The sequence below is a fragment of the Pseudomonas fluorescens genome, assembly GCF_000802965.1.
Lineage (GTDB): Bacteria > Pseudomonadota > Gammaproteobacteria > Pseudomonadales > Pseudomonadaceae > Aquipseudomonas > Aquipseudomonas fluorescens_A.
This window is the reverse complement of the sequence record NZ_JSAK01000013.1, coordinates 30,006-51,249: the sequence shown is the minus strand read 5'-3', so window position 1 is coordinate 51,249 and position 21,244 is coordinate 30,006. Positions and strand designations below refer to the sequence as shown.

Genomic DNA, 21,244 nt, shown 5'->3' with positions numbered 1-21,244 from the left:
CCTACAGGGGATTGCATTCCAACTGTAGGAGCTGCCGCAGGCTGTGATCTTTTACCGATAAAACAACGAATACCCGATCTGCCCCACCGCCTCATTCAACAGTTGCCCGCTCTGCCAGATCGATTTGAACTCTGGCATCCAGCCACCCAGTGGCCGGGCGTTGTCCACGCCTAAAAATCCAACCGGTGCTGGCACCACCTCAAACCCGGCCTTGCGGAAACTCCAGACCGCTCGTGGCATATGCCAGGCTTGCGTCACCACCACCACGCGCTTGATCCCTTCGGGCAGCAACACTTCGGCGCTGAACTGCGCATTCTCCCAGGTCGTGCGGCTGCGTCCTTCCTGCCAGCGCACGTTCACGCCGAAATCATCGCGCAGTGAATCTGCCATCAATTTCGCCTCGGTCGGCGGCGTACCATAATGCAGGCCGCCACTGGTCAGAACCGGTAGGCCCGAGGCCTTGGCCAGGCGGGCCGCATAACGCTGGCGTTCCAGTCCCACCCCGGTTGGCTGGTCGGCGCCCCACGCCGGATCGCCTCGCTCGCGTCCCGAACCCAGAATCACGATGGCATCCGCGCGCTGCCCCAGCGTTGCCCATTCGTTCATGGCCAGCGGCGGCTCACGTTCCAGCAACTTGGCACTCCACTGCACCACGACGGGCAGGCTCATCAGCCAGAAGCCGCCCAAACCCAGAGCAAAACACAAACCGGCGAGCCTCGGCCTTGAGCGACGCAACCACCAGGCAAGCGCCAACAGCAGCAACAAAATGCCGGGAGGCAATAGAAGTTGTTTCACGAAATAACGAAAAGGCATCGAGCATCTCCATGAAGATGCTCGAAGCCTAAGTGGGTTGACGCGATGGGACAATAAATACGGAAGGACTATGCTTCAAAAAAGCCCCTGGAGCGCGGCTCTATACCCTTACTTGAATTGCAGAGACCGGACCTTTACCGCGTCTCTACCGGGTACTTTGTCCTTGAGCCAGATAATCTTGGCCGAACGTGGTGCGTCGAGTTGCTTCACTGCTTCAGACAAGCATCCGTGCGTCTCACGCTCACAACGATCCAGATACGCCTTGACCAGGGCAAACTCTGCGGGGCTCAGGCCACGCAATTCCAGCTCCAGCGGGCGTTCATCACGCAGACGGCCAGCGGTTTTTGCCGCTTCCAGGGCCATTCCAAGACGATCGATCAGTCTTTCGTACAACTCCGGTTTTGTAGCTTTTCGCTGTGACTCAACCATCCCTCACCTCATTGGAAGATAAGACCTACTCCCCAGTTAGAGCTTAGCTTCCATGAACAAACCGGCTGAACGCCGCGACCAACGGCCCTCGCAGCCGTTTTCGCGAGACGCGCGGCCGTAATCAGGGTTTCCCTCGATAGAGTGCGGTCATGTATGCTACGGCGCTTCCTGTAACTCCACTTCCAGCTCGTCTGGACACCGAAACGCCGAATTGGCGCGTTCACCGTCCAGCGTCGCATTGAAGAGGATTAGGCCACCCCTATTCAGTTCAAAAGTAGCCATGCACGAACAATATCAGCCCCGTGAAATTGAAGCCGCCGCCCAGAAATTCTGGGACGAGCAAAAGTCCTTTGAAGTCAGTGAACAGCCAGGCAAGGAGACTTACTACTGCCTGTCGATGTTCCCTTACCCCAGCGGCAAACTACACATGGGGCACGTGCGCAACTACACCATCGGCGACGTGATATCCCGCTACCAGCGCATGCAAGGCAAGAACGTCCTGCAACCCATGGGTTGGGACGCCTTCGGCATGCCGGCGGAAAACGCCGCGATGAAGAACAACGTAGCGCCCGCCAAGTGGACCTACGAAAACATTGCCTACATGAAATCCCAGCTGCGCAGCCTGGGCCTGGCGGTGGACTGGTCCCGTGAAGTGACCACCTGCAAGCCGGATTACTACCGCTGGGAACAATGGCTGTTCACCCGCCTGTTCGAAAAAGGTGTGATCTACAAAAAAAGCGGCACCGTAAACTGGGACCCGGTCGACCAGACCGTCCTGGCCAACGAACAGGTGATCGACGGTCGCGGCTGGCGTTCCGGCGCGCTGATCGAAAAGCGCGAAATCCCGATGTACTACTTCAAGATCACCGCCTACGCGGATGAGCTGCTGGAGAGCCTCGACGATCTGACTGGCTGGCCTGAACAGGTCAAGACCATGCAGCGCAACTGGATCGGCAAGTCCCGCGGCATGGAAGTGCAGTTCCCGTACAACGTCGATTCCATCGGCGAAACCGGCGCCCTGAAAGTCTTCACCACCCGCCCGGACACCCTGATGGGCGCGACCTACGTTGCCGTGGCCGCCGAACACCACCTGGCCACTCTGGCCGCGCAGAACAACCCTGAGCTGCAAGCGTTCATCGCTGAATGCAAGGGCGGCAGCGTGGCCGAAGCCGACGTTGCCACTCAAGAGAAAAAAGGCCTGCCGACCGGCCTGTTCGTCGAGCACCCGCTGACCGGCGAAAAACTGCCGGTCTGGGTCGCCAACTACGTGCTGATGCACTACGGCGATGGCGCGGTGATGGCTGTTCCAGCTCACGACGAGCGCGATTTCGAATTCGCCCACAAGTACAACCTGCCGGTCAAATCCGTGGTGCGCACCAGTTCCGGTGACACCAATCCTGCCCCATGGCAGGACGCCTACGGCGAGCACGGTACGCTGATCAACTCCGGCGAGTTCGATGGTCTCGATTTCGCTGGCGCCTTTGATGCCATCGAAGTCGCGCTGATCAAGAAAGAACTGGGCGCCTCGCGCACCCAGTTCCGCCTGCGCGACTGGGGCATCAGCCGTCAGCGCTACTGGGGCTGCCCGATCCCGATCATCCACTGCGATAGCTGCGGAGATGTGCCGGTTCCAGAAGATCAATTGCCTGTTGTACTGCCGGAAGACGTCGTTCCCGATGGCGCCGGCTCGCCATTGGCGCGCATGCCCGAGTTCTACGAGTGCAGCTGCCCGAAATGTGGCCAGCCTGCCAAGCGTGAAACCGACACCATGGACACCTTCGTCGAGTCCTCGTGGTACTACGCCCGTTACGCCTCGCCGCACTTTGAAGGTGGCCTGGTAGAAAAATCGGCGGCTGACCACTGGTTGCCGGTGGACCAATACATCGGCGGTATCGAACACGCGATTCTTCACCTGCTTTATGCGCGCTTCTTCCACAAGCTGATGCGCGACGAAGGCCTGGTGAGCTCCAACGAGCCGTTCAAGAACCTGCTGACCCAGGGCATGGTGATTGCCGAGACCTACTACCGTCGCGAAGCCAACGGTGCCTACACCTGGTTTAACCCGGCGGACGTCGAGCTCGAACGCGACAGCAAAGCCAAAGTCATCAGCGCCAAGCTCATCGCGGACGGCCTGCCGGTGGAAATCGGCGGCACCGAGAAGATGGCCAAGTCGAAGAACAACGGCGTCGACCCTCAGTCGATGATTGACCAGTTCGGTGCAGACACCTGCCGCCTGTTCATGATGTTCGCCTCGCCACCTGACATGAGCGCGGAATGGTCCGACTCCGGCGTAGAGGGTTCGCATCGCTTCCTCAAACGCGTCTGGCGTCTGGCTCAAGCGCACGTCACCCAGGGCCTGCCGGGCAAACTGGACGTTGCGAGCCTGAACGACGAACAGAAAGCCATTCGCCGTTCTATCCACCAGGCCATCAAGCAGGCCAGCCACGACGTCGGCCAGAACCACAAATTCAACACCGCCATCGCCCAGGTGATGACGCTGATGAACGTACTGGAAAAAGCCCCGCAAGGTACCGAACAGGATCGCGCACTGGTTCAAGAAGGCCTGGAAACCGTGACGCTGCTGCTGGCGCCGATCACCCCGCACATCAGCCATGAGCTGTGGAGTCAACTGGGTCACGCCGATCCGGTGATCGACGCTGGCTGGCCGGTGCTGGACGACAGTGCACTGGTGCAGGACAGCCTGACGCTGGTCATCCAGGTCAACGGCAAGCTCCGCGGCCAGATCGAAATGCCTGCCGGCGCGACACGTGAAGAAGTCGAAGCCGCTGCCCGCGCCAACGAAAACGTGCTGCGTTTCGTCGATGGCCTGACTATTCGTAAAGTGATCGTGGTGCCCGGGAAACTGGTCAACATCGTCGCCAGCTAATTGGATCAGGCGCCAGGTCATGCCTGGCGCCGCGTAAAACCTTTCGGGCCGCCTGATCGGCCCACATGGTTTCAAGGGGAGCAACACAATGATCAAACGCAACTTGCTGGTGATGGGCCTTGCGGTCCTGCTGAGCGCCTGTGGTTTCCATCTGCGCGGCACCGGTACCACCGAACTGGCGATCAAGGAACTCGACCTGACCGCGCGTAACTCCTACGGTGAAACCGTGAAGCAACTGCGTCAGGTGCTGGAAAGCAGCGGCGTCAACGTCTATACCGGCGCACCGTACAAACTGGTGCTGACCGATGAGCAGGAAAGCCAGCGCATCCTCAGCTACGCCGGTGCCGGCCGTACTGGCGAGTACCAGGTGACCACGGTCCTCAACTACGACATTCGCGGCAAGGGCGACCTGGACCTGCTGAGCGACAAGCTTGAAGTGCAGAAAATCTTTATCCACGACGGCAACAACCTGGTAGGTTCCGATCAGGAAGCCGCAACTGCCCGGACAGAAACCCGTCGCGAGCTGGTTCAGCGGATGATGCTGCGCCTGCAACAACTGACGCCAGCCCAACTGGATCAGCTGCAGCAGACCGCCGATGCCAAGGCCAAGGCTGAAGCCGCGGCACTGGAAGCGGCGCGCAAGGCTGAAGCGGAAACGCCGCGTCAGTCGCCTATCGAACTGCCGCAGCAGTAAGACTTACGGGGCGCTCAGGCGCCCCGTTCGCCCTCTCTTATGAAGCTCGCTCCCGCCCAACTCGCCAAACACCTGCAAGGCGCCCTCGCGCCGGTCTACGTCATCAGTGGCGATGATCCTTTGCTGTGCCAGGAAGCCGCCGACGCTATCCGCGCCGCCGCCCGCCGACAGGACTTCGATGAACGCCAGGTCTTTGCCGCCGACGCCAGTTTCGACTGGGGCACGTTGCTGCAAGCCGGTGCGAGCATGTCGCTGTTCGCCGAAAAGCGCCTGCTGGAATTGCGGCTGCCCTCCGGCAAGCCCGGTGACAAAGGTGCCGCTGCGCTCATCGAATACTGCTCGCGACCCGCCGAAGACACGTTGCTGCTGATCAGCCTGCCAAAACTCGATGGCAGTGCGCAGAAAACCAAGTGGGGCAAGGCGCTGGTCGAAGGCCCGCAAACCCAGTTCGTGCAGATCTGGCCGGTGGATGTCAGTCAGCTGCCGAGCTGGATCCGCCAGCGTTTATCCCAGGCCGGGCTTTCCGCCAGCCAGGACGCTGTCGAGCTGATCGCCGCACGGGTCGAGGGCAACCTGCTGGCCGCGGCCCAGGAAATCGAAAAGCTTAAATTGATGGCCGAAGAAGGCCAGATCACCGTGGAAACCGTGCAGGCGGCGGTAGCCGACAGCGCGCGTTTCGATGTCTTCGGGCTGACCGATGCGATTCTCAACGGTGAAGCCGCCCATGCCCTGCGCATGCTTGAAGGGCTGCGTGGTGAAGGTGTCGAACCACCGGTCATTCTCTGGGCCCTGGCCCGGGAACTGCGCCTGCTGGCTAATTTGTCACTGCAATACAGCCAGGGCGTGCCCTTGGACAAAGCCTTCAGCCAGGCGCGACCGCCGGTCTGGGACAAGCGCAAACCGCTGATGAGCAAAGCCCTGCAACGCTATTCGGCGCAACGCTGGGCGCAACTGTTGCTCGAAGCGCAGCGCATCGATGCGCAGATCAAAGGTCAGGCGGCCGGTTCGCCGTGGATGAGCTTGAGTCGGTTATCGCTGTTGATGGCTGGGCAAAGATTGTCGTTGCCTGCTGAATAAGGCGTTTTGTGGCGAGGGAGCTTGCTCCCGCTGGGTTACGAAGTAACCCCAAACCAAACGCCGAGCATTTTCTGTTAATACGCGCTTACAAGTTTACGACTGCTCCGCAGCCGAGCGGGAGCAAGCTCCCTCGCCACAGATCATCATTCCCTACACATCGCGGGACTGGACAGAACCCCAACTTCGGCCGATGATTTGCCCCGCAAAAACCCATCACTTGCGAGAGACCATCATGAGCAAAAAGCCGTCCAAACACGGCCCCAACAAGGCCAAATCCATCATCGCCCAGCCATTGTTCCGCAGCCGCCAGGAACGAGCCGGCAAGGGCAAAGGCAGCTACCGCCGCGAAGCCTTCCAGTCTGATAGCTGGGAGGCTTCTTACTTTCTGGCGGCCTGAAAGGCATGCATCCGCTCAACATGTTAAGGTCTGCACTTGATACGTACTTCCTGGACCTGTGCATGCCCTTTTGTCTTTCCCATCGTTGGCCCGTACGCCAATTGATTGCTGCCTCCAGCCTCATTTTGCTAGTCGCCTGCGCGGAAAAACCCACCGCCGCTGACGCCCAGCCGATTCAGTCACTCCCCGTTGCCACCGCCCCAGCGGTCATCCCGCCTGTGGTGCCGAGCGGCGAAAATCTCGATATCCAGCCTACCCAGACCTTCGCCGAGTGGCAGGCCGGTTTCCGCAAGGACGCTCTGGCCGCCGGCATCCGCGCCGATCTGTTCGACCGGGCCTTTGCCAACGTCAGCCTCGACCCCAGCGTCATTCGCGCCGACCGCAGCCAACCGGAATTCGCAAAACCGGTGTGGGAATATCTCGATGGCGCCCTGTCCCCCCTGCGCGTACGCAAAGGTCAGGCGCTGATCAGCGAATACGACGGCATTCTGCGAAGCATCGAACAGCGCTATGGTGTCGACCGTCAGGTACTGGTCGCGGTGTGGGGCATGGAGAGTAATTTCGGCCAGTTCCAGGGCAGCAAGTCGGTGATCAACTCGCTGGCGACCCTGGCCTACGAAGGTCGACGTCCCGGCTTCGCCCACGCGCAATTGATCGCCGCCCTGCAGATCCTGCAACAAGGCGACATCGAACCCGAGAAAATGCTCGGTTCCTGGGCCGGCGCCATGGGCCAGACGCAGTTCATCCCGACCACTTACAACACCCACGCAGTGGACTTCGATGGTGACGGTCGCCGCGATATCTGGGGCAGCACCGCTGATGCGCTGGCCTCGACCGCGCATTACCTGCAAAGCTCCGGCTGGCAGAAAGGCCAGCCGTGGGGCTTCGAAGTGCAACTGCCGAGCAGCTTCAACTACGTGCTGGCCGATGGCACGATCCGCAAGAGTGTCGCCGAATGGCGGCAACTGGGCGTGATGATGCCTAACGGCGGCCAGGTTCCGCCAGGCACCGAACAACTGTCCGCAGCGTTGTTGCTGCCGGCCGGTTATCGTGGTCCGGCATTCCTGGTGCTCGACAACTTCCGGGCGATCCTCAAGTACAACAACTCGTCGTCCTACGCCCTGGCGGTGAGCCTGTTGTCCGAGCGCTTCAATGGCGGGGGCCTGATCAGCGGCACCTGGCCGAAGGATGATTTGCCGTTGAGCCGCACCGAGCGAATTGAATTGCAAAACCTGCTCAGCGCGCAGAACTACGACGCGGGCACCGCCGACGGCATCATCGGCGCCAATACACGCAAGGCGATCCGCAGCGCCCAACAGTCATTCGGCTGGCCGGCGGATGGTTATCCGACGCACAAGTTGCTGGAAGGATTGCGTAACCGCTAAAAAGAAAAGATCGCAGCCTGCGGCAGCTCCTACAGAGTTTCGTGTAATTCTGTAGGAACTGCCGCAGGCTGCGATCTTTTTTGTTATTTACCGGGTAACAACATCCTGCTCCAACACCAACACCTTGTTCCCCGCGTCCAGCTTCACCAACGCCCCCATCGGCAACGTCAGGTTCGGGTCGCAATGCCCACTGCGCCAACCCGACAGTACTGGAATCTGCAACGGCTCGAACGTCTGCTTGAGCAACCGCTCCAGCGCTGTCACCTCTACCCCTGCCACATCCCCCACCAGAACCCCGCGCAATTTGTGCAGCGTGCCCGCCAACCGCAGATGGGTCAGCAACCGGTCGATGCGATACAGCGGCTCGTTGATGTCTTCGATAAACAGGATGACGCCCTCGGCATCGATCTCGTAGGGCGTGCCCATGGTCGCGGCGATCATCGACAGATTGCCCCCCAACAAGCGCCCATGAGCGATGCCAGGCTCGATTGTGGTCAACGGATAAGCCTTGGGGTGCGCCAGCACGCTACCTGCCTTCACCTCGCCACTCAGCATGTTGAAGAATGAAAACTCGGTGGGCGGCTGCCGGTTTCCCAGCAAGTCTGCGTTCAGCAGCGGACCGTGGAATGTCACGAAGCCGGCATAGCGGCTGATTGCCAGGTGCAACGCCGTGATGTCGCTGTAACCGATGAACGGCTTGGCGTTGTTGCGCAACAGATCGAAGTCGATTCGGTCGAGCAGCCGTGGCGTGCCGTAGCCGCCGCGCAGGCAGATGATTGCATCGACCTCGCGGTCGGCGAACGCGGCGTGCAAATCATTGAGCCGCACGTCGTCACTACCGGCCAGGTAGCCACTGGTCTCATAGACGCCTGGAAACACTTTCAGCGTATAGCCCCGTGCGCGCATCCATTGCACCGCTTTACGCGTGTCCAGCGCCGCGGGACCGGCCGGTGCGATAACGCCAATCTGCCCTTCTGACGGCAATAGCGGGACCGGGGCATTAGGGCAAAGGGTGTGGGTCGGTCGAGCGGTCATCCATATCTCCCTGGCGTGAAACCTCTACACACAGTAATCAGGAACGGGAACAAACAGAAGAGGGTTTGTTGCGCCGCTGATTACAAAAAACACTGCAGTTGCCGTATCCGGGACAAAAAAACGCCCGCAAGGCCTAAAGCCGTGCGGGCGTTTTAAACTCATGCGATGGATCAGGACGACATCAGCTCGGCCTTGACCAGCTTCGCCTGCTCGTCAGCGTGGTACGACGAACGCACCAGCGGACCCGAAGCAACGTTCTTGAAGCCCATCTTGTAACCTTCCTCGGCGAACCAGGCGAAGGTGTCCGGGTGCACGAAGCGCTGCACCGGCAAGTGGCTGCGGGACGGTTGCAGGTACTGGCCCAGGGTCAGCATGTCGATGTCGTGCTCGCGCATGCGCTTCATGACTTCGATCACTTCGTCGTCGGTCTCGCCCAGACCCAGCATCAGGCCGGACTTGGTCGGGATGTGCGGCATCATTTGCTTGAAGCGTTGCAGCAGGGTCAGCGACCACTGGTAATCCGAACCCGGACGCGCAGCCTTGTACAGGCGCGGCACGGTTTCCAGGTTGTGGTTGAACACATCCGGTGGCTCGGCCGCGGTGATTTGCAGGGCGATGTCCATGCGGCCACGGTAATCCGGAACCAGGGTCTCGAGCTGTACGTTCGGCGACAGTTTGCGGATTTCGCGGATGCAGTCGGCAAAGTGCTGGGCACCGCCGTCACGCAGGTCGTCGCGGTCTACCGAGGTGATTACCACGTACTTCAGACGCAGATCGGCAATGGCGATGGCCAGGCTTTCCGGCTCGTTGACGTCCAGTGGCTTCGGACGACCGTGACCAACGTCGCAGAACGGGCAGCGACGGGTACAGATGTCGCCCATGATCATGAAGGTCGCGGTGCCGCCGGAGAAGCACTCACCCAGGTTCGGGCAGGAGGCTTCTTCGCAGACGCTGTGCAGCTTGTGTTTGCGCAACAGGGCCTTGATGCGGTCGACTTCCGGAGATACCGGAATGCGCACACGAATCCAGTCAGGCTTTTTCGGCAGCTCAGTGGTCGGAATGATCTTTACCGGGATGCGTGCAACCTTCTCGGCGCCGCGCAGCTTTACGCCGGCTTCAACCTTGGCACGCGGGGCCGGACGCTCGGTGACATCCTGCGTCGGGATCATGGTTTGCACTGCATCAGTAGTCATATCAGTCGATTCCGCCCGTTAGGGTCGTCTGCTCAGCATAGTCGAGGTGTTTGACGAGCTGCGCACGCAGCCGGGCACTTACCTCGGCAAATTCAATCGATCCTGCGTGATCGCTCAGCTGGGTCATCGCCAGCCCGGCATAGCCGCAGGGATTAATCCGTCGAAACGGTTCCAGGTTCATGTCCACGTTCAGGGCCAGGCCATGAAAGGAACAACCGTGGCGGATCCGCAGACCCAGAGAAGCGATTTTCGCCCCATCGACATAGACACCCGGCGCATCCGGCTTGGCGGCGGCGGTCACGCCATAGCTGGCGAGCAGCTCGATCAGGCACGACTCCATGCGGCTCACCAGGTCTCGCACGCCGAATCCCAGCTTGCGCACATCCAGCAGCAAATAAGCCACCAGTTGCCCGGGACCGTGATACGTCACCTGACCACCGCGATCGACCTGCACCACCGGGATATCTCCCGGCAGTAACAAGTGCTCGGCCTTGCCGGCCTGACCCTGGGTGAACACCGGCGGGTGCTCGACCAGCCAGATTTCGTCGGCGGCATCGCTGCCGCGTTCGTTGGTAAACCGTTGCATGGCATGCCAGACCGGCTCGTAAGCCATCTGGCCGAGCTCGCGAAAGCCCAGCGTGCCAGACATCACAACACCATGTGCACGAAGCCGGTAGCCCGCAGTTCGCTGTTGATGTTGTACAGCTGGTCCTGGTCGGTGGCGACGATGTGCAACTGAATCGTGGTGTATTTGCCGTTGGTGCTTTGGCGCTCATCAACACGGTCATGGTTGATCGTCGCGTGTTTCATGACGATCTCGATGATCTTGTCCTTGTTGCCTACACCGGTATCGCTGATCACCTTAACCGGGTAATCAACGTTGGGGAATTCGATCTTAGGCGCCTTTACTTCGGTATCGGTCATGGCGTAACGGCCTCGTAAGCGTAAGCCGTGGCGACGGGCATAGCCCCACGCCGGATGAGCGCGGGGCCATGCAGGTGCACACTATCAGTTGAACAAGCCGTAGAAGAATAGACGGATGCTATCCCACATGCGGCGGAAGATACCACCCTCTTCGACGCCATCCAGAGCGATCAGGTCGGCGCTGTGCACCACCTTGTCGTCCAGTTTGACTTCGACTTTACCGATCACGTCGCCCTTGGCGATTGGTGCGACCAGTTGCGGGTTCATGGTCATGCTGGCAGCGAGCTTTTTCAGCTGGCCTTTCGGCAGGGTCATGGTCAGGTCTTCAGCCAGGCCGGCCTTGACTTGATTGGTCGCGCCTTTCCAGACAGGAGCCTGAGCCAGCTCGGCGCCTTTCTGGTAGAAGGTCTGGGTTTCGAAGAAACGGAAACCGTAGGTCAGCAGCTTCTGGGTCTCGGCGGCGCGAGCCACTTCGCTGTTGGTGCCGAACACCACGGCGATCAGACGCATGCCATCACGCACGGCCGAAGACACCATGCAGTAGCCCGCTTCGTCGGTGTGGCCGGTTTTCAGACCGTCGACAGTCTTGTCGCGCCACAGCAGCAGGTTACGGTTAGGTTGCTTGATGCCATTCCAGAAAAACTCTTTCTGCGAGTAGATCGCGTAGTGAGCCGGGTCTTCGTGAATGATTGCGCGAGCCAGCACGGCCATGTCGTGAGCCGACGAGTAATGCTCCGGGTTCGGCAGACCGGTCGGGTTCATGAAGTGGCTGTTGGTCATGCCCAGGTCGCCAACGGTTTTGTTCATCATGTCGGCGAACGCGTCTTCGCTGCCGGCGATGTGCTCGGAGAGCGCAACACTGGCGTCGTTGCCCGACTGGATGATGATGCCGTGCAGCAGGTCACTGACAGTGACTTGCGAGCCGACCTTGATGAACATCCGCGAACCGCCGGTACGCCAGGCGTTCTCGCTGACGGTGACCGGATCGTTTTCACCGATCTGGCCGCGACGGATTTCCAGGGTCGCGATGTAAGCCGTCATCAGCTTGGTCAGGCTGGCTGGCGGCAGACGCTGGTCACCGTTGTTCTCGACCAGCACGTTGCCGCTGCTGGCGTCCATGAGCACGTAGGCCTTGGCGGCCAGTTGCGGTGGCGACGGCATCATCTCGACCGCGAATGCGGCAGGCGAGAGGAGCAGCGGGACTAGAAGGCACAGGCGTTTGGCAAAGGTGGTGATGTTCATCCGTCTCTCGAAATCGCTAATGGAAACTTGCCCGAAGGCAAAAACTAATCAAATAACCTCTAACGGGTTATCGCGTGTTCAGTCGTTCACTCTGCAACCCTTGCCGGGCTTTTGTTCTTCGACGAGCCAACAACCTGATTCATCCCCGACTGCGGATGAACCGTCAAACAAGTCCTACGTATTACTCGGTGACCACACTTGGCGAACCCAGATTGGCCAGGCGCACACTGTTCTGCACTTGCTGTATTTCACCCGGCGAACCAATTGGCCCCAGGCGTACCCGATGCAGCGTTTGTTGATTGCGCACGATTGAACTGATGAACACCGGAGCGCTCACCATTCCGCTGAGCTTCGATCTCAAGAGTTCGGCAGCGTCCGGGTTGGCGAAAGCACCTACTTGCAGGTACTGGCCAGTGGCAGCGGCGGATGGTTTTTTCGTGTCGATCTGTACAGGCACGACAGCGGCGGCGTGTTGCTGCGGCGGCGGCGTCCATTGCTCGACCGTACCGGCCTTAGACGTAATCACCGGGGCGCTATTCTGCGCGACTTGCGGCTCGTTGAGCATCAAAGGCGCCGGACGCCCCTTGGCTGCCCAGTATTGCTGCGGGTCAATGCCTTCGACCTTGACCCGCGCCGTGCCGGTTTCGGCATAGCCAAGTTTCTTGGCCGCGGCGTAGGACAAATCGATGATCCGGTCCGAATAGAACGGCCCGCGGTCGTTGACTCGCAGGATCACGGTCTTGTTGTTGTCCAGGTTAGTCACCCGAACGTAACTCGGCAGTGGCAAAGTCTTGTGTGCGGCGCTCATGCCGTAGAGGTCATAGACTTCGCCGTTGGCGGTGTTCTGACCATGGAACTTGGTGCCGTACCAGGATGCAGTGCCCGATTGAACGTAAGTCTTGGATTCTTGCAACGGGAAGTACGTCTTGCCCAGCACGGTGTACGGGTTGGCCTTGTACGGGCCGGTGTGCAGGGTTGGCGTGGCATCCGGGATGCGCGACACATCGACATCCCACCATGGCGCGCCATCCTTGTGAGCGCGGTTGATGTCCAGCCCCGGCGCCGAGCGCACGGCGGTCGTGGATTTCTGCGTCGGCGCGCGACTGGTCGAGCAACTGGCGACCAGCACTGCCAACGCGGCCAATGCCATCAGCTTCAGGGGTTTATTCATAGGCAATGCCCGCATTACTTGACGCCCCGTGCTTGGACCAGCTGTTCAGACAGTTGATGTACGGCCATGGCGTACATCACGCTGCGGTTATAACGCGTGATTGCGTAGAAATTCTTCAGGCCCATCCAGTATTCGGGACCCTTGTCGCCTTCCAGCCGGAAAGCGGTAACCGGCATATCATCGCGCAGCGCATCATGACTTGACCAGCCCAGGGCCCGCAACTCTCCGACGGTTTTAGTCGGCTCGATGCCTGTGGTCAAACCTTCGTCCGCCTGATCGCCGCGCACATCAGCGCGGCTGACCACCGACTCACCGGCGACCCAGCCATGACGCTTGAAGTAACTGGCAACGCTGCCAATCGCATCGTCAGGATTGGTCCAGATATTGATGTGGCCGTCACCGTCGAAATCCACCGCATAGGCGCGAAAGCTGCTCGGCATGAACTGAGGCAAGCCCATGGCACCGGCGTAGGAGCCTTTGAGGGTCAACGGATCGACCTGCTCTTCACGGGCCAGCAGCAGGAATTCACGTAATTCCTTGCGGAAAAATTCGGCACGGGGAGGATAGTCGAAACCCAGGGTCGACAAGGCATCAACTACCCGGAAATTGCCGGTATTACGTCCGAAAAAGGTCTCAACACCGATGATCGAGACGATCACCTGGGCCGGCACACCGTATTCCTGCTCCGCCCGGGCCAGGACCGCCTCATGCTGACGCCAGAAATCCACACCACGGGCGATGCGCGCATCGGTGATGAACATCGGGCGATATTCGCTCCACTGCTTGACCCGTTCTGCGGGTTTCGAAATCGCGTCCAGAATCGACTGCTTGCGCTCGGCTTCGCGGAACACGCCCATCAGTTGTTCGCCGGCGAAACCGTAGTCGCGGGTCATTTCACCGACGAATTCGGCCACCTGAGGCGAGCCTTCGTAATCGCCGGCCAACGCTTCCTGCGCAGTGCCAAGGATGCTTACCAGGCCGACCCATGGCGCGTATCGAGTCGCCCAGCCACGCATTACTTGCATTGAAATCTTCACCTTATTCAAACCTGCGCGATCCACTTACGATGGGTATGGATCGACATCAAAACCCCAAACGCTGACAGCAGCGTCACCAGCGAAGTTCCTCCGTAGCTAATGAATGGCAACGGCACCCCCACCACCGGCAACAGGCCACTGACCATACCGATGTTGACGAAAACATATACAAAAAACGTCATGGTCAGCGCGCCCGCCAGCAACTTGCCGAACAAAGTCTGGGCCTGGGCGGTAATCACCAGGCCACGACCGATCAACAGCAGGTAGATCAGCAGCAGTGCGCAAATGCCCACCAGACCGAACTCTTCACCCATGACCGCAATAATGAAGTCGGTGTGGCTTTCCGGCAGGAAATCCAGGTGCGACTGGGTGCCGAGCAACCAGCCCTTGCCGAACACGCCGCCGGAGCCGATGGCCGCCTTGGACTGAATGATGTTCCAGCCAGTGCCCAGTGGATCGCTTTCCGGGTCGAGGAAGGTCAGGATCCGTTGCTTCTGGTAGTCGTGCATGATGAAGAACCACATCGCTACGGCGACTGGTACGGCAGCGGCGAGAACGCTGAGAATCCAGCGCCAGCGCAGGCCGCCCATGAACAGCACGAATGCGCCGCCGGCGAGGATCAGCAGCGAAGTGCCAAGGTCCGGTTGGCGCACGATCAGGATGAACGGAACGCCAATCAGCATCAGGCTGATGCCGACATGCTTGAGTTGCGGCGGCAAGGTGCGTTTGGACAGATACCAGGCGATGGTCGCCGGCATCAGGATCTTCATGAATTCCGAAGGCTGGAAGCGGATTACACCGGGGATGTTGATCCAGCGCGTGGCACCCATGGCGTTGTGCCCCATCACGTCCACCACCACCAGCAACAGCACGCCAACCACGTAGCCGACCGGTACCCAGCGAGCCATGAAGCGCGGCTCGAACTGGGCGATGACGATCATCGACACCAGACCGATGCCGAACGAAGTGGCTTGCTTGGCTAACAGATCCCAGCTTTTGCCACTGGCGGAATACAGCACGAACAGGCTGCCGGCGGCGAGAGTCAGCAGCAAAATCAGCAGCGGCCCGTCGATGTGCAGGCGTTGCAGCAGCGTCGCGCGGCGACGCATCACATCCTCACTGGAGAGCATGCGGTCAAAATTATTCATCACGGGCGGTTGCCTCTGCACTGATAGGGCTGGCGTATTCGGGCTTCAACCGGCCGTCCTGGCCCAGGAGCCAGGCGTCCATGATCTGCCGCACCACCGGCGCAGCAACGCCGGAGCCGGACTCACCGTTTTCGACCATCACCGAGACCACGATTTTAGGGTCGTCGGCCGGTGCAAAACCAACGAACAAGGCGTGGTCGCGGTGGCGCTCCTGAACCTTGGAGCGGTCGTACTTCTCGCCCTGCTTGATCGCGACCACCTGGGCCGTACCGCTCTTGCCGGCGATGCGGTATTGCGCACCGATCGACGCTTTGCGCGCCGTACCGCGGGCGCCGTGCATCACCTGTTGCATGCCGTGGTTGACCTTGTTCCAGTCGGACGGGTCACGCAGGATGATGTCCGGCATCGGGTTCTCATCCACCGGTTTCTCGCCTTCGATGGTCTTGGCCAGGTGCGGACGGTTCCAGATGCCTTTGTTGGCCACCAGCGCCGTGGCCTGGGCCAGTTGCAACGGAGTCGACTGCATGTAGCCCTGGCCGATCCCCAGAATCAGCGTTTCACCAGGGAACCACGCCTGGCGGCGCGTCGCACGCTTCCACTCCCGCGTCGGCATCAAGCCCGGCGACTCTTCGAACATGTCCAAAGAGACTTTCTGACCGATGCCGAACTTGGTCATGTATGCCGACAACCGATCGATCCCCAGCTTGTGGGCCAGGTCATAGAAGTAGGTGTCGTTGGAACGCATGATCGCCGTGTCGAGGTCGACGAAGCCGTCACCGGTGCGGTTCCAGTTGCGGTACTTGTGATCGTAGTTGGGCAGCATGTAATAACCGGGGTCGAACACCCGGGTCGAAGCCGTCACTACGCCGGCGTCCAGACCGGCAATCGCCACCGCTGGCTTGATCGTCGAGCCCGGCGGGTACAGACCGCGCAGCACGCGGTTGAACAGCGGTCGATCAATGGAATCGCGCAGTTCGGAATAAGCCTTGGAGCTGATGCCGGTAACAAACAGGTTCGGGTCGAAACTCGGCTGACTGACCATCGCCAGTACTTCGCCGGTTTTCGGGTCCAGGGCTACCACTGCGCCACGGCGACCACCGAGCGCGGCTTCGGCGGCTTCCTGCAGTTTGATGTCCAGGCTCAGGACGATGTCTTTGCCGGAAATCGGTTCGGTACGCTTGAGCACCCGCAATACACGGCCCCGAGCGTTGGTCTCGACTTCCTCGTAACCGACCTGACCGTGCAGCTCCGGCTCGTAGAAGCGCTCGATGCCGGTTTTACCAATTTGATGGGTGCCGCTGTAGCTCACTGGATCGAGCGTTTTCAGCTCTTTCTCGTTGATCCGCCCCATGTAGCCCACCGAGTGCGCAAAGTGCGCGCCCTGCGGGTAGTGCCGAACCAATTGCGCGACCACTTCCACCCCCGGCAACCGGAACTGGTTCACGGCGATGCGGGCGATCTGCTCTTCGGTCAACTCAAACAGGATCGGCACCGGCTCGAACGGCCGACGCCCCTGGCGCATGCGCTTCTCGAAAATCACCCGGTCTTCAGGCGTCAGTTCCAGCACCTCGACGATCACGTCGAGCACTTGCTGCCAATCGCCGGAGCGTTCGCGGGTCATGCTCAGGCTGAAGCTCGGCCGGTTGTCGGCAATCACCACGCCATTGCGGTCGAAAATCAACCCGCGGGTCGGCGGAATCGGCTGCACGTGGACGCGGTTGTTTTCCGACAGGGTCGAGTGGTAGTCGTACTGGATCACCTGGAGGAAATACAGGCGCGCAATCAACACGCCGATCAGCGCCACGACCGCAATTGCCCCGAACACGACGCGGCCACGCACCAGACGGGCGTCTTTTTCGTGGTCCTTGATGCGGATCGGCTGAGGCATGAGGGCAGAACTACTTGTGGTAAGGGTGGCCGGACAGCACTGTCCAGGCACGATACAGCTGTTCGCCGATCAGGATTCGCACCAGCGGGTGCGGCAACGTCAATGGCGACAACGACCAGCGCTGATCCGCACGGGCACACACTTCCGGCGCCAGCCCTTCGGGGCCGCCGACCATGAAATTCACCGTGCGCGAGTCCAGCCGCCAGCGATCGAGTTCGACCGCCAGTTGCTCGGTGCTCCAGGGCTTGCCGTGGACTTCGAGGGTCACAACGCGCTCGTTAGGCCCGACCTTGGCCAGCATGGCTTCGCCTTCCTGACGGATGAAGCGCGCCACGTCGGCATTCTTGCCCCGGGTGTTGAGCGGAATTTCCACCAGTTCCAGCGCCAGCTCGGACGGAAGACGCTTGGCATATTCATGCCAGCCCTCTTCCACCCATTTGGGCATGCGTGAACCGACGGCGATCAGTCGCAGTCGCACAGCCGTTCCTTATTCCTGGTCTTTGTTGAGCTTGTTGAAATGCTCGTGACCAACTTCAGGACTGTGGTGTTTGCCATCGGCGGCACGGCTCTGCTCGGCACCTTTCCACAGGCGCTCCAGGTCGTAGAACTGACGGGCGTTGGAGGTCATCATGTGGACGATCACGTCGTCCATGTCCAGCAGCACCCAGTCACTGTCGCCCTTGCCTTCTTCACCCAGTGGCTTGATGCCCAGGGCTTTGACGGCTTCACGGACCTTGTCCAGCATCGCGCCGATCTGACGGTTGGAGGTACCGGTAGCGATGATCATGTAGTCAGTGATGCTCTGCTTGTCGCGAACGTCGATGACCAGCACGTCCTGGGCCTTGACGTCTTCCAGGGCGGCTACGGCGATTTTGACCATCTCGTCGCCTTTAGGCGGCTCGGCAGCGAGCACCTTTTCTGGCAGCGGAGCGCTCTTGAACGTGCCTTTGCGCTTAACTTTGTTTACTTCGTTGTTCGTCATATAAAACTCGTTTTGCTCGTATGTTCGGGCGCTTCAATACACGTTGTTGCTACGTGCCTTGAGGCACTCCTATTCAGTTCGACGCACGGTAGAGTCCGTGCGCATCGATGTAGGCCAGGACCGCGTCGGGCACCAGGAAACGTACCGACTTACCGCTGGCCAGCAGTTGACGGATCTGGGTGGCGGATACCGCGAGCGGCGTCTGCCAGACGAATGCAATCTGTCCACTCGGCCCTTTGAGGGCCAGCGGGTCGCTCACCGAGCGCGCTGCCAGCAGGTTGCGCAAGGCATCCGGCGGTTCGCTGTCGGCATCCGGGCGTTGCAACACCAGGATATGGCAATGCTGGAGCAACTCTTCCCAGCGGTGCCAAGTGGGCAGGCCGCAAAATGCGTCCCAGCCCAAAAGCAGAAAAACCTGGGTCTCGGCGGCCATTTCGGCACGCATCAACTCCAGGGTATCAATGGTGTAGGACGGTTTGTCCCGCTGCAATTCGCGGGCGTCCACCACCAACGGCGCCACACCGGCCACCGCGCACTCGACCATTGCCAGACGGTCCTTCGCCGACACTTGCGGCGTATTCCGATGGGGCGGCCTGGCACTGGGTGTCAGACGCAGCTCATCGAGCGCCAGCGATTCGGCGACTTCCAGCGCACCACGCAAATGGCCGATGTGCACCGGGTCGAAAGTCCCGCCCAGTACGCCGATGCGTCGAGGTCGAGGCGCGCTGGCGGTTACCGGGGCTGACGGGTCGAGGTCGCCCAAGTCAGACCGACTCCTGTCCGCGCAGCTGGCCATCACCGACCACGATGTACTTCTCGCAGGTCAGACCTTCGAGGCCCACCGGTCCGCGGGCGTGCAGCTTATCAGTAGAAATGCCGATCTCGGCACCCAATCCGTATTCAAAGCCATCGGCGAAGCACGTCGGGGTGTTGATCATCACCGACGAAGAGTCGACTTCAGCCACGAAACGCCGGGTGTCGCCCTGGTGTTCGCTGACAATCGAATCGGTGTGGTGAGAGCCGTAATGGTTGATGTGTTCGATGGCCTGGTCCAGCCCGTCGACCACGCGGATCGACAGAATCGGCGCCAGGTACTCGGTGCTCCAGTCTTCTTCGGTGGCCGGTACGGCATCGATGATCGCCCGGGTGCGCTCGCAGCCACGCAGCTCGACGCCTTTTTCGCGGAACTGGGCAGCCATCGACGGCAGGAAATCTTTCGCAATGGATTCATCGACCAGCAGCGTTTCCATCGCACCGCAGATGCCATAACGGTACGTCTTGGCGTTGAATGCAATGCGTTGGGCTTTCGCCAGGTCGGCGCGCTCGCTCACGTAAACGTGGCAGATGCCGTCCAGATGCTTGATCACCGGCACGCGGGCGTCACGGCTGACGCGCTCGATCAGGCCACGGCCGCCACGGGGCACGATGACGTCGACGTATTCGGGCATGGTGATTAGGGCGCCAACGGCGGCACGGTCAGTGGTTTCGACCACTTGCACCACGGCGGCCGGCAGATCGGCCTCGGCCAGGCCGCGCTGGATGCAGGCGGCAATGGCTCGGTTCGAATGAATGGCTTCGGAGCCGCCACGAAGGATGGTCGCGTTGCCGGACTTCAGGCACAGGCTGGCAGCATCGATGGTCACGTTTGGCCGAGACTCGTAGATGATCCCGATCACACCCAGCGGCACGCGCATCTTGCCGACCTGGATACCCGACGGCCGATAGCTCATGTCGCGGATCGCGCCCACCGGGTCCGGCAGTGCAGCGACCTGACGCAGCCCGACGATCATCCCGTCGATACGCGCCGGAGTCAGCGCCAGACGCTCGAGCAGCGCCGGTTCCAGACCATTGGCGCGGCCAGCTGCCAAGTCCAGCTCATTGGCAGCGGTCAACTCGGCGCGTGCAGCGTCCAGCGCGTTGGCAGCCGCCTGCAGCGCACGGTTTTTCTGCGCAGTGCTAGCACGGCCGATGACGCGGGAAGCCTCGCGGGCAGCGCGACCCAGGCGGGTCATGTAGTCAAGAACGGGCTCAGTCATGGTCTGGCGTGGTCTTTTCCAAGGTCGTGGTAAAGAGTAAAGCGGCAGATTATAGCTGTCGCGTCCACTGACTAACAGCGGTGACGGGCGGATGGTCGAAATGGAGGGCAATTTGCCGACGTTCAGCCGTGATTAAGCTGCAAATTGTTATCATCACGACTCAATCAGCCCTGACAAACGCCGTTCATCATGTCCAACCTGACTGTTCGAGCGTCCGCCACGAGCCTGCCCACGGGCCTTGCGGACGCGTTTTTCGACCGAGACGCCCAAGTTCTGGCCCGGGAGTTACTGGGCAAAGTCATCCGCCACCGGGTCGGCGACCTGTGGCTTAGCGCCCGAATCATCGAGACCGAAGCCTATTACTGCGCAGAAAAAGGCAGCCACGCGTCGCTCGGCTACACAGAAAAGCGTAAGGCTTTGTTTCTGGATGGCGGCCACATCTATATGTATTACGCCCGGGGCGGCGATTCCCTGAATTTCAGCGCCCAGGGCCCGGGCAACGCCGTATTGATTAAATCCGCCTACCCTTGGGTGGATGAATTGAGCGGGCCGGCGAGTCTGGCGCAGATGCTGTTGAACAACCCCGACGCCCAAGGTCGCCCTCGCCCGTCACAAAAGCTCTGCGCGGGACAAACCTTGCTGTGCAAGTCTTTGGGCCTGAAGGTGCCGGTCTGGGACGCCAAGCGTTTCGACCATGAAGTGCTGCTGGTGGAAGATGTCGGCCAGACACCTGTGCATATCATCCAGACCACGCGCCTGGGCATCCCCCATGGACGCGACGAACACTTGATGTATCGCTTCGTCGACGCGACCTACGCGGCCTATTGCACGCGGAACCCGCTTCGACGGGGCCAGGTCGAAGGTCGCGATTACGTTTTGCTGTGAACACAACCCCCTGTAGGAGCT

General features: G+C 60.5%; 21 protein-coding genes. 6 read left to right on the top strand and 15 right to left on the bottom strand.

The features are described 5' to 3' along the window. Positions 1–51 precede the first annotated feature (51 nt). Both NL64_RS11105 and NL64_RS11100 read right to left on the bottom strand, forming a co-directional pair. Complete coding sequence (locus NL64_RS11105) at positions 52–813, bottom strand: YdcF family protein (protein WP_034148138.1); 762 nt, start codon at positions 811–813, stop codon at positions 52–54. A 108-nt stretch (positions 814–921) separates the two neighbouring features. Beyond that, the gene (locus NL64_RS11100; RefSeq protein ID WP_034148137.1) at positions 922–1,242 is read right to left on the bottom strand and encodes a hypothetical protein; all 321 of its coding nucleotides are present in this window, start codon (positions 1,240–1,242) and stop codon (positions 922–924) included. A gap of 280 nt (positions 1,243–1,522) precedes the next feature. On the opposite strand from NL64_RS11100, the gene leuS reads away from it, so the two are divergent. The 5 genes from leuS to NL64_RS11075 all read left to right on the top strand — a co-directional run bounded on the left by leuS (position 1,523) and on the right by NL64_RS11075 (position 7,682). Further along, entirely contained in the window at positions 1,523–4,129 is a 2,607-nt protein-coding gene (gene leuS, locus NL64_RS11095) for a leucine--tRNA ligase (protein ID WP_034148136.1), read from the top strand. An 88-nt stretch (positions 4,130–4,217) separates the two neighbouring features. Then, on the top strand, positions 4,218–4,823 hold the full coding sequence (lptE, locus tag NL64_RS11090; RefSeq protein ID WP_034148135.1) for an LPS-assembly lipoprotein LptE: 606 nt from the start codon (positions 4,218–4,220) through the stop codon (positions 4,821–4,823). Between the two features lie 39 nt (positions 4,824–4,862). Beyond that, entirely contained in the window at positions 4,863–5,900 is a 1,038-nt protein-coding gene (gene holA, locus NL64_RS11085) for a DNA polymerase III subunit delta (RefSeq protein ID WP_034148134.1), read from the top strand. 232 nt (positions 5,901–6,132) lie between these two features. Continuing rightward, complete coding sequence (gene arfA / locus NL64_RS11080; protein WP_003237016.1) at positions 6,133–6,297, top strand: alternative ribosome rescue factor ArfA; 165 nt, start codon at positions 6,133–6,135, stop codon at positions 6,295–6,297. Between the two features lie 62 nt (positions 6,298–6,359). Further along, complete coding sequence (locus NL64_RS11075; protein ID WP_034148133.1) at positions 6,360–7,682, top strand: lytic murein transglycosylase; 1,323 nt, start codon at positions 6,360–6,362, stop codon at positions 7,680–7,682. A gap of 87 nt (positions 7,683–7,769) precedes the next feature. On the opposite strand, the gene NL64_RS11070 is transcribed toward NL64_RS11075, so the two are convergent. The 13 genes from NL64_RS11070 to NL64_RS11010 all read right to left on the bottom strand — a co-directional run bounded on the left by NL64_RS11070 (position 7,770) and on the right by NL64_RS11010 (position 20,338). Then, positions 7,770–8,717 (bottom strand): S66 peptidase family protein, encoded by a 948-nt coding sequence (locus NL64_RS11070; protein ID WP_034148132.1) that lies wholly within the window; start codon positions 8,715–8,717, stop codon positions 7,770–7,772. Between the two features lie 170 nt (positions 8,718–8,887). Then, positions 8,888–9,910, bottom strand: a complete 1,023-nt coding sequence (gene lipA / locus NL64_RS11065; RefSeq protein ID WP_034148131.1) for a lipoyl synthase — start codon at positions 9,908–9,910, stop codon at positions 8,888–8,890. A 1-nt stretch (position 9,911) separates the two neighbouring features. Then, on the bottom strand, positions 9,912–10,559 hold the full coding sequence (gene lipB / locus NL64_RS11060) for a lipoyl(octanoyl) transferase LipB (protein WP_034148130.1): 648 nt from the start codon (positions 10,557–10,559) through the stop codon (positions 9,912–9,914). Next, the gene (locus tag NL64_RS11055; RefSeq protein WP_034148129.1) at positions 10,559–10,834 is read right to left on the bottom strand and encodes a DUF493 domain-containing protein; all 276 of its coding nucleotides are present in this window, start codon (positions 10,832–10,834) and stop codon (positions 10,559–10,561) included. Before NL64_RS11055 ends, lipB begins: the two co-directional genes overlap by 1 nt. An 84-nt stretch (positions 10,835–10,918) precedes the next feature. Beyond that, positions 10,919–12,076 (bottom strand): D-alanyl-D-alanine carboxypeptidase family protein, encoded by a 1,158-nt coding sequence (locus NL64_RS11050; protein ID WP_034148128.1) that lies wholly within the window; start codon positions 12,074–12,076, stop codon positions 10,919–10,921. Between the two features lie 181 nt (positions 12,077–12,257). Beyond that, positions 12,258–13,262, bottom strand: a complete 1,005-nt coding sequence (locus tag NL64_RS11045) for a septal ring lytic transglycosylase RlpA family protein (RefSeq protein WP_034148127.1) — start codon at positions 13,260–13,262, stop codon at positions 12,258–12,260. Next, positions 13,262–14,272, bottom strand: coding sequence for a lytic murein transglycosylase B (mltB, locus tag NL64_RS11040; protein WP_034148126.1), 1,011 nt, complete (start codon positions 14,270–14,272; stop codon positions 13,262–13,264). The genes NL64_RS11045 and mltB overlap by 1 nt, the downstream gene beginning before the upstream one ends. Before the next feature lie 17 nt (positions 14,273–14,289). Then, positions 14,290–15,393 (bottom strand): rod shape-determining protein RodA, encoded by a 1,104-nt coding sequence (rodA, locus tag NL64_RS11035; protein WP_052321239.1) that lies wholly within the window; start codon positions 15,391–15,393, stop codon positions 14,290–14,292. Between the two features lie 31 nt (positions 15,394–15,424). Further along, entirely contained in the window at positions 15,425–17,320 is a 1,896-nt protein-coding gene (mrdA, locus tag NL64_RS11030; protein WP_034148124.1) for a penicillin-binding protein 2, read from the bottom strand. A gap of 10 nt (positions 17,321–17,330) precedes the next feature. Next, positions 17,331–17,798, bottom strand: coding sequence for a 23S rRNA (pseudouridine(1915)-N(3))-methyltransferase RlmH (gene rlmH / locus NL64_RS11025; RefSeq protein ID WP_007937439.1), 468 nt, complete (start codon positions 17,796–17,798; stop codon positions 17,331–17,333). Between the two features lie 9 nt (positions 17,799–17,807). Further along, positions 17,808–18,302 (bottom strand): ribosome silencing factor, encoded by a 495-nt coding sequence (gene rsfS, locus NL64_RS11020; RefSeq protein ID WP_034148123.1) that lies wholly within the window; start codon positions 18,300–18,302, stop codon positions 17,808–17,810. A 73-nt stretch (positions 18,303–18,375) separates the two neighbouring features. Continuing rightward, entirely contained in the window at positions 18,376–19,065 is a 690-nt protein-coding gene (gene nadD, locus NL64_RS11015) for a nicotinate-nucleotide adenylyltransferase (RefSeq protein WP_155292747.1), read from the bottom strand. Between the two features lies 1 nt (position 19,066). Continuing rightward, positions 19,067–20,338, bottom strand: coding sequence for a glutamate-5-semialdehyde dehydrogenase (locus tag NL64_RS11010; RefSeq protein WP_034148121.1), 1,272 nt, complete (start codon positions 20,336–20,338; stop codon positions 19,067–19,069). A 189-nt stretch (positions 20,339–20,527) separates the two neighbouring features. Between NL64_RS11010 and NL64_RS11005 the strand changes: the two genes are divergently transcribed. Then, positions 20,528–21,223 (top strand): DNA-3-methyladenine glycosylase, encoded by a 696-nt coding sequence (locus tag NL64_RS11005; protein ID WP_034148120.1) that lies wholly within the window; start codon positions 20,528–20,530, stop codon positions 21,221–21,223. Positions 21,224–21,244 lie beyond the last annotated feature (21 nt).

What these genes read in the sequence shown, in the direction of transcription:
- NL64_RS11105 (WP_034148138.1), bottom strand. Translation starts at nt 813, where the DNA reads ATGCCTTTTCGTTATTTCGTGAAACAACTTCTATTGCCTCCCGGCATT.
- NL64_RS11100 (WP_034148137.1), bottom strand. Translation starts at nt 1,242, where the DNA reads ATGGTTGAGTCACAGCGAAAAGCTACAAAACCGGAGTTGTACGAAAGA.
- leuS (WP_034148136.1), top strand. Translation starts at nt 1,523, where the DNA reads ATGCACGAACAATATCAGCCCCGTGAAATTGAAGCCGCCGCCCAGAAA.
- lptE (WP_034148135.1), top strand. Translation starts at nt 4,218, where the DNA reads ATGATCAAACGCAACTTGCTGGTGATGGGCCTTGCGGTCCTGCTGAGC.
- holA (WP_034148134.1), top strand. Translation starts at nt 4,863, where the DNA reads ATGAAGCTCGCTCCCGCCCAACTCGCCAAACACCTGCAAGGCGCCCTC.
- arfA (WP_003237016.1), top strand. Translation starts at nt 6,133, where the DNA reads ATGAGCAAAAAGCCGTCCAAACACGGCCCCAACAAGGCCAAATCCATC.
- NL64_RS11075 (WP_034148133.1), top strand. Translation starts at nt 6,360, where the DNA reads ATGCCCTTTTGTCTTTCCCATCGTTGGCCCGTACGCCAATTGATTGCT.
- NL64_RS11070 (WP_034148132.1), bottom strand. Translation starts at nt 8,717, where the DNA reads ATGACCGCTCGACCGACCCACACCCTTTGCCCTAATGCCCCGGTCCCG.
- lipA (WP_034148131.1), bottom strand. Translation starts at nt 9,910, where the DNA reads ATGACTACTGATGCAGTGCAAACCATGATCCCGACGCAGGATGTCACC.
- lipB (WP_034148130.1), bottom strand. Translation starts at nt 10,559, where the DNA reads ATGTCTGGCACGCTGGGCTTTCGCGAGCTCGGCCAGATGGCTTACGAG.
- NL64_RS11055 (WP_034148129.1), bottom strand. Translation starts at nt 10,834, where the DNA reads ATGACCGATACCGAAGTAAAGGCGCCTAAGATCGAATTCCCCAACGTT.
- NL64_RS11050 (WP_034148128.1), bottom strand. Translation starts at nt 12,076, where the DNA reads ATGAACATCACCACCTTTGCCAAACGCCTGTGCCTTCTAGTCCCGCTG.
- NL64_RS11045 (WP_034148127.1), bottom strand. Translation starts at nt 13,262, where the DNA reads ATGCGGGCATTGCCTATGAATAAACCCCTGAAGCTGATGGCATTGGCC.
- mltB (WP_034148126.1), bottom strand. Translation starts at nt 14,272, where the DNA reads ATGCAAGTAATGCGTGGCTGGGCGACTCGATACGCGCCATGGGTCGGC.
- rodA (WP_052321239.1), bottom strand. Translation starts at nt 15,393, where the DNA reads ATGCGTCGCCGCGCGACGCTGCTGCAACGCCTGCACATCGACGGGCCG.
- mrdA (WP_034148124.1), bottom strand. Translation starts at nt 17,320, where the DNA reads ATGCCTCAGCCGATCCGCATCAAGGACCACGAAAAAGACGCCCGTCTG.
- rsfS (WP_034148123.1), bottom strand. Translation starts at nt 18,302, where the DNA reads ATGACGAACAACGAAGTAAACAAAGTTAAGCGCAAAGGCACGTTCAAG.
- NL64_RS11010 (WP_034148121.1), bottom strand. Translation starts at nt 20,338, where the DNA reads ATGACTGAGCCCGTTCTTGACTACATGACCCGCCTGGGTCGCGCTGCC.
- NL64_RS11005 (WP_034148120.1), top strand. Translation starts at nt 20,528, where the DNA reads ATGTCCAACCTGACTGTTCGAGCGTCCGCCACGAGCCTGCCCACGGGC.